General features: G+C 71.6%; 11 protein-coding genes. 6 read left to right on the forward strand and 5 right to left on the reverse strand.

Features of this window, described 5'->3' with window-relative positions; translation table 11 throughout:
- The first annotated feature begins 268 nt into the window (after nt 1-268).
- Nucleotides 269-1,141, forward strand: a complete 873-nt coding sequence (locus IEY89_RS35155) for a helix-turn-helix domain-containing protein (protein WP_189151599.1) — start codon at nt 269-271, stop codon at nt 1,139-1,141.
- 23 nt (nt 1,142-1,164) lie between these two features.
- Here IEY89_RS35155 and IEY89_RS35160 read toward each other — a convergent pair whose 3' ends face one another.
- The 5 genes from IEY89_RS35160 to IEY89_RS35180 form a co-directional block, all read right to left on the reverse strand.
- Nucleotides 1,165-2,292, reverse strand: coding sequence for an HTTM domain-containing protein (locus IEY89_RS35160; protein ID WP_189151600.1), 1,128 nt, complete (start codon nt 2,290-2,292; stop codon nt 1,165-1,167).
- Complete coding sequence (locus IEY89_RS35165) at nt 2,282-2,869, reverse strand: DUF5819 family protein (RefSeq protein WP_308437479.1); 588 nt, start codon at nt 2,867-2,869, stop codon at nt 2,282-2,284. The genes IEY89_RS35160 and IEY89_RS35165 overlap by 11 nt, the downstream gene beginning before the upstream one ends.
- 351 nt (nt 2,870-3,220) lie before the next feature.
- Complete coding sequence (locus IEY89_RS35170; protein ID WP_189151601.1) at nt 3,221-4,510, reverse strand: ice-binding family protein; 1,290 nt, start codon at nt 4,508-4,510, stop codon at nt 3,221-3,223.
- A gap of 228 nt (nt 4,511-4,738) precedes the next feature.
- Complete coding sequence (locus IEY89_RS35175; protein WP_189151602.1) at nt 4,739-5,968, reverse strand: PP2C family protein-serine/threonine phosphatase; 1,230 nt, start codon at nt 5,966-5,968, stop codon at nt 4,739-4,741.
- Nucleotides 5,969-6,275: 307 nt separating this feature from the next.
- Complete coding sequence (locus IEY89_RS35180; protein WP_189151603.1) at nt 6,276-7,637, reverse strand: COG1470 family protein; 1,362 nt, start codon at nt 7,635-7,637, stop codon at nt 6,276-6,278.
- Nucleotides 7,638-7,869: 232 nt separating this feature from the next.
- On the opposite strand from IEY89_RS35180, the gene IEY89_RS35185 reads away from it, so the two are divergent.
- The 5 genes from IEY89_RS35185 (at nt 7,870) to IEY89_RS35205 (ending at nt 14,907) form a co-directional block, all read left to right on the forward strand.
- Entirely contained in the window at nt 7,870-8,562 is a 693-nt protein-coding gene (locus IEY89_RS35185; protein WP_189151604.1) for a helix-turn-helix transcriptional regulator, read from the forward strand.
- A 171-nt stretch (nt 8,563-8,733) separates the two neighbouring features.
- The gene (locus IEY89_RS35190; protein ID WP_189151605.1) at nt 8,734-11,916 is read left to right on the forward strand and encodes a DUF11 domain-containing protein; all 3,183 of its coding nucleotides are present in this window, start codon (nt 8,734-8,736) and stop codon (nt 11,914-11,916) included.
- Nucleotides 11,913-12,623, forward strand: a complete 711-nt coding sequence (locus tag IEY89_RS35195) for a Pvc16 family protein (protein ID WP_189151606.1) — start codon at nt 11,913-11,915, stop codon at nt 12,621-12,623. Before IEY89_RS35190 ends, IEY89_RS35195 begins: the two co-directional genes overlap by 4 nt.
- Nucleotides 12,620-12,796: a hypothetical protein gene (locus IEY89_RS35200; RefSeq protein ID WP_189151607.1), complete on the forward strand. Its 177-nt coding sequence runs from the start codon at nt 12,620-12,622 to the stop codon at nt 12,794-12,796. The genes IEY89_RS35195 and IEY89_RS35200 overlap by 4 nt, the downstream gene beginning before the upstream one ends.
- Nucleotides 12,797-12,831: 35 nt before the next feature.
- Nucleotides 12,832-14,907, forward strand: a complete 2,076-nt coding sequence (locus IEY89_RS35205) for an ATP-binding protein (protein WP_189151643.1) — start codon at nt 12,832-12,834, stop codon at nt 14,905-14,907.
- The last annotated feature ends 6 nt before the right edge of the window (nt 14,908-14,913 follow it).

Here is a 14,913-nt window from a genome sequence, read left to right on the forward strand (position 1 = left end):
CGCATGACGTCAATCGCCAAGGCCGTCCTCACCCTGGAGCGGCACCGCTGAAAACCCTCACTGTCTCAGCGTCGCGGTGCGTTCGAGCCAGTCCATGGCCGATGATCGTAGTGTGCTCCGTGTGCTCCGTGCGGACCATGGCAATTGCCAACGTAAGAGTCCGATTCGGTTGTCGGCTCGGACGGCGGCATTGCGCGTGATCAACAACCCTCGTGTCATGGCAACCTGCGTGCTGACACAGCCTTTTGGAGCCGGAGGTACACCGCCCGTGGCGGCGAAGAGCAATCCCACCGTCAGGAGACGCCGGCTCGGGGCCGAGCTTCGCCGGCTGCGTGTGGCCAGTGGGCTGAAGAGCGTGGAAGTGGCTGAGCGGCTCATGGTCTCCCAGCCCAAGATCAGTCATCTGGAGAACGGCAACCGTGCCATCAGCCCCCGAGACGTGCGCGACCTGTGCGCGATCTACGAAGTGACGGACCAGCAGGTCATCGACTCCCTGACCGAGATGGCCAGGGAATCCGGCGGGCGGGGCTGGTGGCACACCTACGGCGACCTCTCCGACAGTGTCTACATCGGCCTGGAGACAGACGCCGCTTCCCTGCACACTCACGCACCCATGGTGGTGCCCGATCTGCTGCAGACCCCCGCGTACGCCCAGGCTGTCATCGAGGAAACGATCCCTCGGCTCACTGCCGAACAGGCCGCCACACGCCTCAAGGTGCGGCTGCGCCGCCAGCACCGGATCTACGCCCCGGCCTGTCCGCTGCGCTTGTGGGCCGTCCTCGACGAATCGGTACTGCGCCGTGTCGTCGGCGGCCCGGACGTCATGCGTGAGCAACTGGAGCATCTGAAGGCGCTCAGCGCGGAGCCGCATGTGAGGGTGCAGGTCCTTCCCCATACGGCGGGCGCTCACCCGGGCCTGTCAGGACAGTTCTCCATCCTGCGGTTCGCCGACGGTCCCGAGGCAGGGGTGGTGTACCTGGAACGGTTCGCCAGCGACCTCTATCTGGAGAAGCCGTCCGACGTGGAGAACTACGGCGTGATCCACGACCACCTCCGGACCCTGGCCCTCACCCCGGACAGCAGCCGCGATCTCATCACCGACACCACCAAGACGTACATCGACGCCCCGACCCGGCCCTGAGTGCCGTCGGCCGGGGCCCCGCCTCAGCCGGCCGGTTCGCTCTGCGCAGGCACCGGTGCACGGAGTGGGCGGTCCGCCTCCGCCGTCTTTCCGGAACCCGCCCCCTGAGCCGTGCGCTGCCACAGCCGTCCCAGAGCCCGGTAGAAGCGGTCCGGCAGGAAGACGGCGTCGGCGATGATCATCGCGCCGGAGAAGAGAGGCAGTCCCATGAGTACCGCGATCCCCAGGTGCATGCCCAACAGCATGGTCAGGACCGGGTACTTGAGCCGCCCGAACAGGACGAACGGGAAGGCGACCTGCAACAGCACCGTCAGGTAGCAGGCGACGGAGATCAGTACGTCGTGCTCGTCCACCATGAGGGAGAGCCCGGGCCAGGGCCGGAACAGGTCGAGGTTCAGGACGTAGTGGAGGGCGGTGCCGTTGCCCCAGGATCCGCCCTGCACCTTGTACAGACCCGCGGACCCGTAGAGGAAACAGACCTGGGCCGCGATGACGAACATCCCGCAGTTGTGCAGTACGGCGGTCAGGGTCCGCCGGGAGGTACGGAGATGAGGCCGGAGCCCGCCCGCGATCCGGTCCACCGGCATGCTCTCCGCGGTACCCGCGCAGGTGCGAAGCCGGGTTCTGCGCGCGTCCAGGGACCAGCGGCGACCGCAGGCGGTCAGGACCAGGTAGACGGCCATGAGGAGGATGAGGTTGTCTCCTCCGTCGGTCATGAAGATCGCCCTGCCGTGGAACGACGCGACGACGACCGCGAACAGCACGGACACCGCTCTGGTCCGCCAGCCGAGGGCGAACAGTGCCGATACGACGACGGCCAGCGCGTAACAGGCCTCGAAGTAGGCCCGGCTGTCGGACAGGGTGAGGATGCTGACCCATCCCGTCTGGTCGAACAGTTGCCTCGCCAACTCCGGTGTCCAGGGTGATCCCGGACCCCAGATCTGGTGGCGGTGCGGGAACTCGCGCAGCAGGAAGACGAGGTAGAGAAGCCCGTATCCGATGCGCAGGACCGCGGCGGCGTACAGGGAGACCGGCCGCTCGGTCAGGGAGGCGAGAGTCGCACGGACATGGTCGGGTGCGCGGCGCGGAGCGTCGGCCTCCGCCCGCTGGACGGTACGAGGGTGCGGTGCGGGTACCGGCTCAGTTTCCATGGGAGTCCGCCTCCACCTTCCACCAGGGCAGATACCGCGTGTCGCCCGCTCCCCGCGCGACTGGGGCCACGCCCGGGCCGCCCGCCGGGGTGGGTGCGGTGATGGGCACGGTGACCACCCGTAGCTGGATCGCCTCGAAACTTCCGCCGCGGTGCGCGGCGACGCGGTCCGACGCGATGTTGGTCAGGTAACGCTGGGTCATCAGTGCCCGCTGCGAGCGCGACTGGTCGTCGGTGGCGTGGTTCTCGAGGTAGGAACTCCAGGCCCGGCGCAGCATGTTCTGCGCCGTGTGGCTCGGGAAGGCGTTGTGCCTCACCGCGGAACTGTCCACGGCGGTCAGATCGAACCAGCCGCTCACCCGCACGGTGCCGTCCGGCGTCGTGTGCGTGGTCCTCGCTGAGATCTGCCGGTTGACGGACTCCGGATCCGGGGCGAACAGCCGCCAGTTCTGCTCGAACAGCGGGAAGACCCACGCGTCGACCTGCCGGCTGTACTGCTGGGAGAGCGGATTCGGGGGCGCCACGTGCAGGAACACCAGGAGCACATGGACCAGGGCCGTCGCCAGGCAGAGGAACACGGCCGCACTCGTCGCGGCTCGCAGGAGGACGGGCGGAGGATCCGATTGTTCCGCGGAACCTTCCACTGGTCTTTCCACAGGTCTTTCCGCAGGCTTTTCCGTGGACACTTCGGGCGGTACTTCGGTCGGTCGATGCGCCGATTCCCGCGTGAATTCGTCCGCAGATCCGTCCGCAGATCCGTCCACCGATTCGTTCGCATCCGTCGATGCGGTGCCACTCAGCACGGCTCCACCGGCCTTTCGATCCCGGATTCTCTCGCTGTTTCTCCTGAGCTTTCGGCGCCCGGCGCGCGGCGGAATCGACAACGATCCGCCGCGCGCCGTCCGTCCGTTCAGGGACGCACGTACGACTCAGTGACGAGCGTCGGCGAAACCGTCGTCCTTACCGGGCTCGCCGTCGTGCCCGTCGTGCCCGCCGTGTCCGCCGTGCTCTTCGGGCTTCTCTCCGTGGTCGCCACCGCCGTGCTCTCCGGGCTTCCCGCCGTGGTCGTGGTCACCCGGCTTGCCCGGCTGCCCGCCATGGTCGTGTCCGCCGCCGGTCCCGCCGCCGTGTCCGCCGCCGATTCCGCCGCCGTTGACGCCGCCGCCAGTGGTGGCGCCTGTGGTCCCGCTCGTCGTGGTGCCGGCGACAAGGCCGCCGAGCGCTCCGCCCGTGGTGCCGCCCGTCGTCAGGACGCCGCCGAGGAGACCACCCAGGGCGCCACCGGTTCCGCCGCCCGTCGGTACGCCGCCGATGGCGCCGACGGTGGTGCTGCCCGTGGTGCCCGTGGTGGTGCCCGTCGTCGTGCCGCCGGTCGTGGCTCCGGCGATGACACCGCCGCTGATCAGCCCGCCCGTGGTCCCGCCGGTCCCGCACGGCCCCAGGAAGATCCTGTTGCTGTCCAGCGTCACGGCGCCGTCACCGCGTGCGCCGGCGTCGGCCAGCAGCCGGCCGTTGATGGTCGCTCCCGTGGTGGCGGTGATCGACGTGTCGGCCAGGATGGTGCCCACGAACGAGGTGTTGGTACCGAGCGTGGCCGAGCTGCCGACCTGCCAGTACACGTTGCACGGCGAGGCGCCGTTGACGAGACTCACCGAGCTGTTCTCGGCTGCCGTCGTGAGCGTCGAACCGATCTGGAACACCCAGACGGCGCTGGGGTCGCCCTGGGCGTCCAGGGTGAGGGTGCCGGTGATCTGCGCGCGGCTGTTCGCCCTGTAGAGGCCCGCCGTCAGCGTCTGGCCACCGAACTCGTGGGGATCGTCGTTGTACACGGCGTTCGTCATAGTCTGTCCGGCGGCCTGGTTGTACGCCGTGGTCAGGTCGACCTTGGCCTGACCCGCGGCGGCGTCGGCGGAGTGCAGGGTCCCGGGCGGGGTCACGATGCCGGGTCCTCCGTCGGACGCGAAGAACCCGGTGATGGCTGTCCCGGGGCTCACGCCGACGTTGAGACCTTCGACCACCGTCGGACCGGTGTTGGTGACCGTCGCACCGGCGAGTACTCCGTAGTCGGCCGCCGTGCCCAGCGGCACGGGGGTGGCGACGGCGTGCGCGCGTGTAGGCATCAGAGCGAGGACGACAGCAGCGGCCACCACGGCCGCCACCGCCGCGATCCACACCGACATCGTGCGCCGTACGGGCGCGTCATGGATATTCAGCGTCATCGAGGGGCCAACTCCTTTGAGGGGATGATCTTGGCGATTCTCGGCCGCGCAGAACCGCCTGATTCTGCGGCGGGAATATTACGCAGGAAAGTGATCCGCTTACGGTTCATCCTCGCGAGGTAGCTGGAATGGAATAATTCCCTGTGATATCTGCACAAGTGATTAATGGGCCGAATGGTGCCGCCGTCCATTCGGCTTGATGGCTTCACGGCGTGATCTGCGAGGCGGTCAGAGGCGCAGGACGATCAGGGCGGTGTCGTCGGTGGTGCCGGTGGGGGGAAGGAGGTCGGCCAGGAGGGCGTCGGCCAGGGTCTCGGGGGCGGACTTCCGGTGGCGGGTGAGGGAGTCGGCGAGGCGGGCCAGGCCGGTGTCGATGTCCTCGTCGCGGCGCTCGATCAGTCCGTCGGTGTACAGGACGAGGGTGGCGCCTTCGGTGAAGGGGGTGCGGGCCTGGGGGCGGGGGAGGTGTTCGGGGCGGGCGTCGAGCGGCGGGTCGGTGGCCCGGTCCAGGAAGGTGATGGTGCCGTCGGGGTGCACGAGGGCGGGCGGCAGGTGGCCGGCGCAGCTGTAGGTGATGGTGTGGCTGTCCCAGTCGACGAAGGTCGTCACGACGGTGGTCGCCTCGGCGCCGTCGACGAAGCGGGCGTACAGGCCGAGCGCCTCCAGGGCCAGGGCCGGGCCGTCGGCGACCCGGCAGGCCGCGCTCAGGGCGCTGCGCAGCTGCCCCATCACACCGGCGGCCGTGAGGCCGTGCCCGACCACGTCGCCGACGGCGACCGCGAGGTTGTCGCCGGGCAGTTCGACCAGGTCGTACCAGTCGCCGCACACGTTCAGCGCGCCGATGGCCGGCTGGTAGCGCACGGCTGCCTCGTGGGGCCCGGTCGGGCCGGGAGCGGGCAGCATCGCCGCCTGAAGGGCGAGGGCGACCTCGCGTTCGTGGGCGTGCGCCTGGCGGAGCCGTTCGTTGACCTCCTGCAGTTCACGCGCCCGGGCGTACAGCTCCGCCTCCAGCACGCGGGCCCGGCTGTCGCCGTTCGCGCCGCCGCGGGCGTGGATGAGTTCGGTGACCTCTTCCACCCGGTGCACGATCAGCGCCACCTGGCCCCCGGGGCCGAGGACGGGCGCGTTCACCGGGCTCCAGTAGTGCTCCTGCCAGTGGCCGGGCCGCTGGGGGTCCTCGATGTCGTAGCGGAGCAGTGCCATCGTGTCGCGGTCGCCGGTGTCGACCACCCGCAGCATCGACTCCCGGGTTTCCCGCATGCCGGCCGCGGCCGGTTCGTCCGGGTTCTCGGGGAAGACGTCGAAGATGTAGCGGCCCAGCAGCTGCTCGCGGGTGCGCCCGGCGAGCCGCAGGAAGTCGTCGTTGGCGTCGGCGTACACCAGGTCGGGGGTGAGCAGGGCCACCATGCCGGGCAGGGCCCGGAAGACCGCCGCGTAGTCGATCTGCGGTTTCCTCATGTCCTGCCCCGTCTGACTCGGTACTGAGCGTCGTCGTGCCGTCTCACGATAGGAGTGATGACGCGGCGGTACCCGAGTATCACGGCCACCCGGCCCAGCGTGCTCCGGTCGCGGCCAGGACATGGCCGCCCACGCTTCGGCTCCGTGACGAGGGCGCCGAAGCGTGGGGTGATGGCTCGTGGGTGTGACGTCTGCGGCAGGATGCCGGTTTTGAGTCCAGGGTTATCGATTTCTGGACAGAACTAGTGCCCACTCTTTACAGATGTAGTCGGCACTGATCAAAAATGATCGGAGACTTTAGGTCCGTTCACTGCTCGGTGCGGATGAGCACACCGCTCACGTTCAGGACCTCGTGACACCCCTGCGCCCGGCGGCCGGTGGCCGGAGTGCCCGGCTTCGTGCAGGTCACTTCCATGGTCACGGTGTCGTTCGCGGGGATTCTGATGGGGGTGACCCAGTGGTAGTCCTGGTTGCGGAAGGTTTCCAGGGCGATCGTGGTGATCTTGCGATCGCCGAAGCTGATCGTCAGAACCCCTTCGTCACCCTGGAAGTTGGCGACGACGATGTCCGTCACGCCGAAGACGTGCTTCTCGGGCACCTGGTAGGTACCCGGTCCGGTCTCCCCGCTGGAGGTCTTCAGGTCGATGGTCGCCGAGCTCTGCTGACCGCCGCCGACCGTGGTGCCGTCCCCGGGTGTGGTGCCGTTCCCGGGCGAGGTGCCTTCCCCGCCCGCCGCGGGACCGTTGCCCTTGTTGTCCTGACCGTCGGGCGAGGCGCTCGGGCCGCCGGAACCGGTGCCGGGTGCCTGTCCGCTGCCGCCCTGCTCTCCCGCGGGCGTGGGACGGGGCTGGACCACCTCGTTGGCCGCCTCCTTCGCGGCGCTGCGCACCGCGGGGCGGACCAGGGTGAACCAGGCGAGGAGCAGCGCGAGCAGCGCCGCGAGCACGGCGAGCAGCCATATCGGGAAGATGGGAATCTGGACGAACTCCGCGTCCTGCGGAGGCCGTTCGGCGGTCTCGTCCGGCTGGGTCTCGTCCTGGTCGCGGGTCTCGGCGGTGGCCAGGGTGAAGGGCCACACCACCGGGGAGCCGAACCACACGGGCTTGCCCGTACGAACCCGCAGCCCGACCTCGACCGACTCGCCGGGCTCCAGCTTCGGCTCGGCCGGGTTGAAGGTGAACGCCAGCTCCTCGCCCGCCTGGCCGGGGGTGAAGCCCACCCGCACCGGGGTGTTGCCCTCGTTGCGCACCGCCAGCCGATACCGGCCGCGCAGCCAGCCGCGCCGGCGGCGGGGCCGCAACTCGGTGCGCAGCTCGTGGAACGCCTCGATGTGCACGATGGTTTCGGGAACCCGCACCGCGTCGGGGTGCTCGGTCGGCAGGACCCGTATCGCGAGGGGCAGTTCGCCGGCCCGGATCTCCGGGGAGCGCGGCGGCTCCAGACGGATCGTCACCGTCTCGGAGGTGCCGGGGTAGAGGGAGACCCGCGCGGGTTCCACGGTGGTCCAGGGGGCACAGTCCCCGACGGCCTCCAGGCTGTAGGCCTCGACGATGTCGCTGTCGTTGCGGACGGTCAGACTGGTCGTGGCGGTGCCGCCAGGGGCCACTGTCACGACCGGGATGTCGAGTCCGGGCGCACCGGGACCGGAAGAGGCTGTAGAAGGCGTCACGCCACCACGGTAGAAGCACCCACCGGGATTCGCCGAGGGGCGCGAGGGCAACATCCGGGCAGTCGTGGTGCCCGCGAAGGCACCGTCAACTCGCCCTCAGCGGTGGGTTGTTGATGCTATTCGACGGCTCCCGCGCGCCGCCTTCCGGTGTTCGTCCCGCCCCAGCGATCCTCCCCACGAACTCACGAACAGGTACCCCCCCATGCCCTGCGCAGAGGAGAACACCCCTGCCATGTCTGCCTCCACGTCCTACGAGCACGCCACCGTCGGTTCCGGGCGCTGGGTCTCTCCCAGTGGCCGGCCGGAGCGGGTGACCGTGGCCGTCTACGCCGCCGATCCGATCCTGCGTGTCGGTGTCGTCCAGCAGTTGCGCCACCGCCCCGAGGTCGACCTGCTCGCCGACACCGACGCCGAGGGGGCCCAGGTGTCCCTGGTGGTCGTGGACAACGTCGAGGACGACGTCGCCGCCCTGCTGCACCGGCTGCGGCTCAACTCCGCCACCCGCGTGGGCCTCGTGGTCGGCACCCTCGGCTCCGGCGCGCTGCAGCGCGTCATCGAGTGCGGTGTCTCGGCGGTGCTGCGGCGCGCCGAGGCCGACCAGGACCGGCTCGTCCACCTGGTCCTCGCGACGGCCAACGGCGAGGGTGTGCTGCCCGGTGACCTGCTCGGCAAGCTGCTCTCGCACGTCGGCAGCCTGCAGCGCTCGGCCCTCGATCCGCAGGGACTGTCCCTGTCCACGCTGACCACACGGGAGGCGGACATGCTGCGCCTGGTGTCGGAGGGACTGGACACCGCGGAGATAGCCCGCAAGACCGCGTACTCCGAACGGACCGTCAAGAACGTCCTGCACGAGATCATCACGCGCCTCCAACTGCGCAACCGGACCCATGCGGTGGGCTACGCGCTGCGGAACGGACTCATCTGACGACAGCTCTGACGACAGCTCTGACGACGGTGGGGTACGTCGGTGCTGCCCGAAAGCGCACCGCACGTTTCCCCCAGGTACGGCCCCGTCCCCCTGTCGCGTCGTGCGCGGTCGTCGCAGAGTGGTGGGGGCACATCCACGTGCCGCACCAGACCGCGAGGGAGACCCCCAATGCGAACCGCTGGCCCCGGCGGGCGGTACCGCCCGGGACGACTCGGCATGGCGTTGCTGCTGCTCGTCCCACTGCTCGGGGTGACGGTGGCCTCCGGGCAGGGCAGCGCCGAAACCGAGACACGGGCCGCGGTCGCCGACACCACGAACACCCGGATGGCCTACGCCGGCACCCGGCACCGCAGTCTCGGCCAGGTGGCCACCACGACCTCCAGCACCCCGCTGTTCGGTGCGGGACCGGCCCACTACGACGTCCAGCCGTCCGCCCTCGGCGACCAGCTGGTCTTCGCGAGCCTGCGTGACGAGGAGACCCCGCAGATCTATCTGCGGTCCGCCGACGGTGCCGTACGGCGTCTGACCAGCGGTATGGACGCGGCGCACCCCCGGCTGACACCGGACGGCACGTCCGTGGTGTTCGACGCGGCCGAGGCCGGGGGCCTGGGCGACGGGACGCAGCGCGACCTGTGGCTGGTGCGCACCGACGGCACCGGCCTGACGCGGCTCACCGACACCCCCGCGAACGAGGAGAGCCCGACGGTCTCCCCCGACGGGCAGCGGCTGGCGTACGTGAGCGACAGCGACGTACTGACCGGGGAGCAGGTCTACGTACGGGCGCTGGCGGGCGGCACGGCCACCCGGATCACCTCCCCCGCGAACGGCACGGGCACCGAACCCGTGTGGAACCCGGTCGACGACGACGAGAACCGGGACTGGATCGCGTACACCGCCACGACCACCGTCGACGGGCAGAGCGTGCCCCGGCTGCGGGTGGCGAACGCGAACGCGAACGGTGACGAGCCACTGCTCGGGGGCGCGCAGGCACAGTGGCGGGCCCACGGGGCAACCTGGCTGCCCGACGGGGACGGTGTGGTGTTCCTGAGCCCCGAGATCACCTGTGAGTGCGAGGGCGACTGGGACCACGTGTTCCGGACGATCGCCCACGATCCCCAGGTCCCCTCGCTCGTACTGAACGAGGACCGGGAGGTCTCCTCGGTCACCTGGTCCGGTTCGCTCGACGGCGGCGGCGCGGTGGTCGAGCGCACCTCGGCGGCCGGCCCGCACGTGGTGACCCTCCAGGACGCCCGGGTGGACGGGTCCGACCCGCGAGACCTGGGGCTGACCATCCTCAAGGAGGACCCGGCGGCCGACACCAACACCGATCCCGCCAAGGACCCGCTGTTCCAGCCCGCCGCCGGGTACGACCCGTGGACCGAGCGGCAGAACTACACGCCCGACGGCCGCCGGATCGTGCTGACCCGTTTCGAGGACGGCTCCGAGGGACGTGTCGAGCGGATCTGGATGGCGGACGCCGACGGCGCCAACGCGGCGCCGCTGCCGCTCGCGGGACGCGCCGCGACGGACTGGGACACCGACCCGACGTTCTCCCCGGACGGCAAGTCCCTCGCCTTCACCCGGACTTCGCCGGGCGGCGTCGGTGAGGCCGCGGGTCCCAGCCGCATCCTCGTCGCGGACGTGGCCACCGGCGCGATCACCGGGCAGATCACCCCGCCCGCCGGGGAGCAGACGGGCGGCGACGCCCAGCCCACCTGGTCCTCCGACGGCACCACCCTGGCCTTCACCCGCAGCGAGGTGATCGACGGGAACGGCGGCAACAAGCACATCTGGACCGTGCCCGTGGGCAGTCTGGACCAGCAGCGTGACCTGAGTGCCACGATCTGCCCGGGCGACTGCGAGGTCATCGACGACAGCCCGGCGTTCTCGCCGGACGGTACCGGCATCGCCTTCAACCGCAAGAGCGGCGGCGGCGCGGTCGACGAGGGCGGCGGCATCCTGCTGACATCCCTGTCGGGCGACGACTGCCGGGTGCTGAGCCCCGCAGCCGCCCGCGACCTGCCAGGCGCCTGCGGCCGGCAGCTGCCGGACACCTCCACCACCGGACCCTTCCAGCCGCGCGACGCCGCCTGGACGGCCGACGGCACGGGCCTGGTCATCAGCTCGCGGGCCGCCGTGGCCGCCAACAGCCCGGAAAAACTCAGCCTGTTGGACGTCGACTCCGGCGACCTCACCCCGCTCACCAGCACGCTCCCGGGACGCCAGAAGGAACCCAGCGTCCAGCAGTCGGTGAACCTCGCGGTGCAGGCGCCCGGGACCACGCCCGAGGTCACCGTCGGCAGGTCCACGACGGTCCGGGTCGATGTCGTGAACAACGGGCCCGCCGCCTCCCCCGGCACCACGCTGACCATCGCGCCGCCGGGCGGCGTACAGGTCACCAGGGTGACCTGGCCCGGCGGTACCTGCGACGCGGCCTCCCTCCAGTGCGTCGTCGGCGTGGTGCAGCCCGGCACCACCGTCACGGTGAGCGTCACCCTCACCGGCCTCACCGAGGGGGACCAGCCCGTCGACTGGTCGGTCACCGGCACGGTCCTGGACCCCGAGCCCAGCGACAACTCCGGCCGGACCGTGGTCCCGGTGCGCGAGGCCCCGCCGACCCCGACCCCGACCCCGACGCCCACGATGACCGTGCCCACCGTGCCGCCGCCCGTGCCCACGGTGCCCGCCGAGCCGCCCGCGCCCGACGCCGGACCCGGGGTGCGGGTCACCGCCCAGCCCAACCCGGGCTACGTCGGCGGACGCGTCGTGGTGACCTACACCGTCCGCAACGGCCGCAACGCGCTGGCGACCGGGCTGCGGCTGCGCATCGGCCTGCCCAGTGGCATCCCGAACAACGGGCAGCCGGCGGGCTGCGACACGTCCTGGGTGTGTGCGCTGCCGGACCTGGAGCCGGGCGCGAGCACCGTGGTCCGGGTCGTCCTCAGCCCGGACAAGGCGCTGACCGGCAACGTCACCGGCCGGCTCACCACCACCGGCACGGACGCCGACACGGGCGACAACACCGCCCGGCAGCGACTGCGGATCCTCCAGCCGCGCATCGTCGCCGTGCCGAACGTCGGCAAGCCCGGCTTCGTCACCTCCGTACGCGGCAAGGACTTCCCGCCGGGCACGCCGGTGAGGTTCGTCTGGAAGCCGGGGATCACCGCGGCGGCGGCGCCGACCGTCCCCGGTGCCGACGGCACGTTCATCGGCCAGCTGCTCATCCTCGCCAAGGATCAGACCGGACCGCGCGTCATCACCGCCAGGGGCCGCGGGTTCTCGCCGGTGACGACCGACTTCCTGGTGGTCAGCGGGACCGTGCAGCCGCCCGGCGAGGTGATCCGCCGGTGATCCACGAGGTCGACGAGGGACTGCGCAGGCTGCTCGGCGAGTCCGGCCTGGAGGCGTCGGGCGTCGACGTCGTCTTCGACGCCCCCACCCGGGACTGGGCCGCGCGCCGCAGCGCCCCCACCGTCTGCGTCTTCCTCTACGACATCCGGGAGGACGCCGTCCGGCGCGGCAGCGGCGCCGGTGAGGTGTACGACGCCGACGGCCACCTGGTGGCGCGGCGCACCCCGCCGCGCTGGTTCGACCTCACGTACCTGGTCACGGCGTGGGCGAGCCGCCCGCAGGACGAACACCGCCTGCTCTCCCAGGTGTTGGCGACCCTGGTGGCCGGCGACACCCTGCCCGCCCGGCTGCTCACCGGCACGCTCGCCGGCCTCGGCCTGGCGGTGGGACTGGACGCCGGCGGGACCCGGCTCGACGCACCGGCCGCCGCCGACGTGTGGTCGGCGCTCGGCGGCGAGCTGAAGGCCTCGCTCCAGATACGGGTGAGCGCGCCGCTCGCCGGTGTGACCACGGAGACCGCGCCGCCGGTCACCGAAGGCCTCGTCGTGCGCTCGGCCACCCTGAGCGAGGACGGGGAGGCGACGCCGGGCCGCCGACTGCGCTACAGGGAGGCGACCGACCCGGGCCCGGCCGGCGGCCTCGCCGGCCCACGCGAACGGGGCCCCGCCCCCGCCCGTCGCCGCCGCCGGGGGGACCGCCAGCCGTGACGCAGACCGCCGAACCCGTCGTCGGGGCCGACGGTGTGTCCAGCGACACCGAATCCGTGTCCGCCGACGGCCACCCTGTTCCCGTTGCCGTGGAACATCTGTGGAAGCGGCTCCAGTTGGTGGTGGAGCGGGTGCGGCTCACCGTTGTCGTCGAGAGGGACCGCCGGCTGTGACGTACACCGTTGAACCTGATGTCGTCGGCGGATCGGTGTCCGTCGATGCCGATTCGGTGTCCTCCGGGGTGGAAGTCCTGTGGGCGCGGCTTCAGTTGGTGGAGGCGCGGGTGCGGCATGCCGTGGCCGTCCGGCGTGCGGCTGATCCCGATCCCGACGACCCGTACCGCGGCCAGTACCTCAGCCCCGAGGCTGTCGCCCGCATCCTGGACGAGCCGGGTGGCCTCGGCGTACCCGCGCACGAGCCCTGGCAGCCGCCCGCCGGGTCCGTCCTCGACGGCCTCGCCCGGCGGTTCGGGCTGTCCCCGCTGGACCTGGACCTCCTCCTGGTCGCGGTGGCACCCGACCTCGACGCGCGGTTCGAGCAGCTCTACGGCTACCTCAACGACGATCTGACCCGCCGTCGGCCCACGGTCGGGCTCGCCCTGGAGCTGTGCGGGCTCGCCGGAGCGGCCTCCGCGCGGTTCCGGCTCGCTCCCGGAGCGCCGCTGGTCGAGGGCGGTCTGGTGGAGGTCACCGAGCCCGAACGGCCGCCGCTGTCACGGGTGTTGGTGGTGCCCGACCGGGTCACCGGGCATCTGCTGGGCAGCGCCCGGCCCGACGCCCGGCTCGCCGGGGTGCTCGGCGAGGCTCGCGAGGACCCCACCGCCGAGATGTCCGACGTCCGCCGGACGGCGTCCGCCGCCGGGACCGGTACCGGCCTCGTCCATCTGCGCAGCCGGGGCGGTGACGCGGCGGGGCTGGCCACCGCCGCCCTGCGCGCGGCCGGGCTGCGCCCCCTCGTCCTGGACGCGGTGGTGCTAGCCCGCCGCCCCGGCGACGTACCGGAACTCGCCCGGATCGCCGCCCTCGAAGCCCGTCTGACCGGCGCCGGAGTCGTCCTCGGCCCGCTGGAGGCGCTGCCCGGCGAACCCGCCGAACGGGCCCGCACGCTCGGGGTGTTGTGCGCGGCGCTGCGAGGCATCCCCCTGTTCACGCACGGCACCGTCGGCTGGGCCCCGGAGTGGGCGGCCGACACCCCCGTCGTCCTGCCCGTGCCGGCGCCCTCGCCCGAACGGCAGGCCGCGCGCTGGCGGTACGCCCTCGACGATGCCGCGGGTGACGGCGTTGCGATCGGCGACGTCGACGCGCTCGCCGACGCGGTCGCCGCGCACCGCCTGGACTCCGGGCAGTTGCGTCGCGCCGCCGACGTCGCGGTGCGCACGGCCGCCCTCGCGGGCCGCCCGGTCCGCCCCGACGACCTGCGCACCGCCGTACGGGCCCAGAACGGCGCGGGGCTCGACCGGCTCGCCCGCCGGGTGGAGCCGGGCGTCGGCTGGGACGACCTGGTGCTGCCGCCCACCACGGACCGGCAACTGCGTGAACTCGCGCTGCGCGCCCGCCATCGCGAGCAGGTCCTCGGGCAGTGGGGGATGCGGCCCGGCGGCGGCCGGGGGCGCGGCGTGATCGCGCTGTTCGCCGGTGAGTCGGGCACCGGCAAGACCATGTCCGCCGAGGTGGTCGCCGCCGACCTGGGCATGGACCTGTACGTGGTGGACCTGTCCACAGTTGTGGACAAGTACATCGGGGAGACCGAGAAGAACCTGGAGCGGATCTTCACCGAGGCCTCCGCGGTCAACGCGGTGCTGCTCTTCGACGAGGCCGACGCGATCTTCGGCAAGCGCTCGGAGGTGAAGGGCGCGCACGACCGGCACGCCAACATCGAGTCGGCGTACCTGCTGCAGCGCATGGAGTCGTTCGACGGGATCGCCGTGCTGACCACCAACCTGCGGGCCAACCTGGACGAGGCGTTCACACGGCGCCTCGACGTGGTGGCCGACTTCCCGGTGCCCGACTCCGGCCAGCGGCTCGCCCTGTGGGAACGCTGCCTGGGCGACCGCCTGCCCCGCGCCGCCGACCTCGACCTCGCGTTCTGCGCCGACCGCTTCGAACTCGCCGGCGGCTCCATCCGCGCCTGCGCGGTGACCGCGGCCTACCTCGCGGCGGAGTCCGGCACCCCGCTCACCATGGGGCAGCTGGTGACGTCCGTCGCGCAGGAGTACCGCAAACTCGGACGGCTGGTCCTGGAGGGCGAGTTCGGGCCGTATCTGGCGGAGGCCACCGGCGCCTGAGTGGGG

Origin of the sequence: Streptomyces lacrimifluminis (assembly GCF_014646095.1) — a bacterium.
GTDB lineage: Bacteria > Actinomycetota > Actinomycetes > Streptomycetales > Streptomycetaceae > Streptomyces > Streptomyces lacrimifluminis.